The following is a 2,776-nucleotide window of genomic DNA, read 5'->3' as shown; positions in this document are numbered from 1 at the left end:
GTCCCAAATAGTAACATAGACTTTACATTTCTCTTTTTCCATACGGTTCACTCATTATAGTTTATAAAATAATTACAATGCAAACCTAAGGTTTTTCCATGAGCGAACAAAAAGAAGGCGGGAGAAAAAGTAACAAAAAGCCTCAATAGCAGGCGGTGTCGGCTATCCGCCCGTGCATAAAAAATCCGGCTCACAAGGCCGGATTTTCCATTATTACCCAATTTGTTGGTTTATCTCTTTCTTGAACCGTAGCGGATTGGCGATAAACGGAAATGAACTCGTAGCGCCCCCGGTGGTAACGGTAATTGTCCCGAAGTTAAAAATTCTTCCTAAAACACTTTGTTTTATTTGCAAGCCCTCGCATTTCGCCAGCACCAAATCGACCGCCTTGCGGCTGATTACGCCTGTTTTAAGTATTACCCGTTTGTTGGTAACAGCATAAGCCGAACCTATTTTTACGAGTAGCCTTTGCACAAGCGACACCAAACCGAAAAATAAAATCAATAACCCCGCATAGTGGGTCATGGCTGATATTTCTTTAGGGCTTGATGCCAGGAAAGCGCCGATGAGCAGCAGTATAATCGGCTGCATGAACAGGAAGAAATGTAGCTTTGCAGCGTATTTTATTTCTTCTCCGGGTTGTAGATTTGCTTCGATATAGTTCATAATGACCTGATTTTTATTTAAGAACGCCTGTAAATATACATATTTCCAGGACAGTACAAAGAATAATCATTTGTTTTTCATTACTTCAAACAACAGGTAGCACCATTCAGCCGGATTTAGGTAGCGTTTGCCTTTCCTAACTTCATAATGTAAGTGGCTGCCTGTGGATATTCCCGTGCTACCGACACAAGCTATTTGAGTAGCAATGCCTACCTGATCGCCTATATTTACCGTCGTTCGACTTAAATGCGCGTAAAAAGAACGAAAGCCGCCCGCGTGCTGAATCTCGATATAATTTCCATACCCCGAACAATAACCCTTTCGGACTACAATGCCGTTACCTGTGGCATAGACGGGCGTGCCTTTTGTTTCGGGTAAATCAATCCCTGTGTGGAATTTTCGTCTTTTATAAATCGGATGATAACGCATACCAAAACCCGATGAAATCCGGCACGGCTTCCTGATCGGGAAAATTACGGGATAGTCGCATACTTCGTCAATAAACATCTGCATTGAATCGGCAATACGCTGAAACTCTCCCGCAGAGTAAATCGGTTCTATATGCTTTTCTATTTCCGGTTTTCCACCTTGCCCCCATACGGACAAATGTAGCAGAATGATGAAAAGCGTTATTATATATTTCATATTAACCTGTAAATACAGCAAGTACCCGAAATAATCCGGGTACTTGCTTTTCCCACATCGTCAGCTATTCATCTTCCGTATCGTCTTTCCCGTCGTTCTGAAACGAGAACGACGCCGATACTACCTGCCCGTAATTATCCTGTATATATACGTCGATTACCTGCTGATCCTCACAGTGCGACGTGTAATATAAGCGGAATACCATTCTATCGAGCGGGTAAAGGTCGTTCGGCGCAAATACTGTCCCGTCGTCCATGCGAAGCTCTCCCTTGCCGTCCGGCTGGAAATAGCGGATATAATACCGTGCCTGGTCATAGTCCCCTTCCCGGAGTAACATACACCTGATTTCCGCCGTTTCTCCGTTTGCTATCTTCTTTTGCACAGGCATCGTTTCCAGGCCGAAACTATATACCTGCTTTACGTCCAGGTCGCTCTCGCAAGACACGAACATAAGGACGATTGCGGACACCCACACAGTAAGCGCTAAATATCTTCTAAACTTTTTCATAACATCGTTTTTAATTGATTATAAACTTTAGCCCGATACCAAATTGCGTATGAAAATGCCCCGTAGAGTTACCCCACAGCACCCGCTCCCGGCCTGTAAACAGCAATACAACCCGGTCGGACAGGTATGTTTCAATTTCCAGCGTGATAGCCCCGCCTCCGATAAAAGCGTCTTTATCCCGGAGCGTCGAGCCGTCATAAAGCGACTTCTCGCCCCAATTCACAGTTTCATACCCAACAAGGGCAGAGCCTCCCAAATTCAGGAAGAAAGTTTTTGAAGCATCGGACAGGATTTTAAGATAAAATCCACCTTCCGCTGTAAATTGCGAAACAGGTATGCGGATTTCCCGGTATGGGTAATGCCGTTGCATAAATTCCGCTCCGAACACCCATTTATTGCCGTTCTTCGCATAGGTAGCCATAGCCGCCCCGAAGTAATATCCGGCTTCGTTATCCGGTTTGGACGAATAGATACCGTCAACCATGCCGCCTGTTACCTGTATGCCTCGCATACCGGGCAGGCAACGCTGGGCGTATGATCCGCCCGGAAGGGCGAAGCATAACGCCAGCGTAAGTATGATTAATTTGCCTTTCATGGTTATTTTACCTTCAGTTCGTTAATAACCTTTGCACGTACCAGGTCTGCGTTATCGACCGTGAACGACTGATGCCGCCCGCCTTCCTGCTCGTTGAGTTCCACGACCAGCATTTTATCATCCGGGATAGTGAATTTAGGCAGGGTAAAAACCACCCGCTCTGTGCGGTTACCGCCTATTACGGTCAGGTTATTGTGCGCCCGGAGCGGCCAGATAACCTGCTCCTGGATTGCCGTGCGCTTGGCTACCTTTTTATCGACTATCTTAAGTAGGCTAAGCCCCCAGCGCCTTATCATATTTCTATGGTAGGTTTCCAAGCACTCGCCCCCGAACCGGACTTACACCTCTCAGCGTATCCGGCT

General features: G+C 46.0%; 4 protein-coding genes and 1 pseudogene. All 5 read right to left on the bottom strand.

Annotation, left to right across the window (positions count from 1 at the left end):
* Positions 1 to 213: 213 nt before the first annotated feature.
* Positions 214 to 666 carry a PH domain-containing protein gene (locus M2470_RS18365; protein ID WP_280746440.1) on the bottom strand — a complete coding sequence of 151 codons (453 nt, stop codon included), beginning with the start codon at positions 664 to 666 and terminating at the stop codon, positions 214 to 216.
* A 66-nt stretch (positions 667 to 732) separates the two neighbouring features.
* Complete coding sequence (locus M2470_RS18360; RefSeq protein ID WP_280746439.1) at positions 733 to 1,311, bottom strand: M23 family metallopeptidase; 579 nt, start codon at positions 1,309 to 1,311, stop codon at positions 733 to 735.
* Between the two features lie 64 nt (positions 1,312 to 1,375).
* Entirely contained in the window at positions 1,376 to 1,819 is a 444-nt protein-coding gene (locus tag M2470_RS18355; protein WP_280746438.1) for a DUF3872 domain-containing protein, read from the bottom strand.
* Between the two features lie 10 nt (positions 1,820 to 1,829).
* Complete coding sequence (locus M2470_RS18350) at positions 1,830 to 2,414, bottom strand: conjugal transfer protein TraO (protein ID WP_280746437.1); 585 nt, start codon at positions 2,412 to 2,414, stop codon at positions 1,830 to 1,832.
* A gap of 2 nt (positions 2,415 to 2,416) precedes the next feature.
* Positions 2,417 to 2,680: pseudogene (locus tag M2470_RS18345) on the bottom strand (DUF4138 domain-containing protein); the annotation flags it as partial.
* Positions 2,681 to 2,776 lie beyond the last annotated feature (96 nt).

Source organism: Parabacteroides sp. PH5-46, assembly GCF_029892785.1.
Lineage (GTDB): Bacteria > Bacteroidota > Bacteroidia > Bacteroidales > Tannerellaceae > DFXE01.
This window is presented reverse-complemented; position numbering and strand designations above follow the sequence as displayed.

Coding starts and splice junctions, on each gene's coding strand:
- M2470_RS18365 (WP_280746440.1), bottom strand. CDS start 666: ATGAACTATATCGAAGCAAATCTACAACCCGGAGAAGAAATAAAATAC.
- M2470_RS18360 (WP_280746439.1), bottom strand. CDS start 1,311: ATGAAATATATAATAACGCTTTTCATCATTCTGCTACATTTGTCCGTA.
- M2470_RS18355 (WP_280746438.1), bottom strand. CDS start 1,819: ATGAAAAAGTTTAGAAGATATTTAGCGCTTACTGTGTGGGTGTCCGCA.
- M2470_RS18350 (WP_280746437.1), bottom strand. CDS start 2,414: ATGAAAGGCAAATTAATCATACTTACGCTGGCGTTATGCTTCGCCCTT.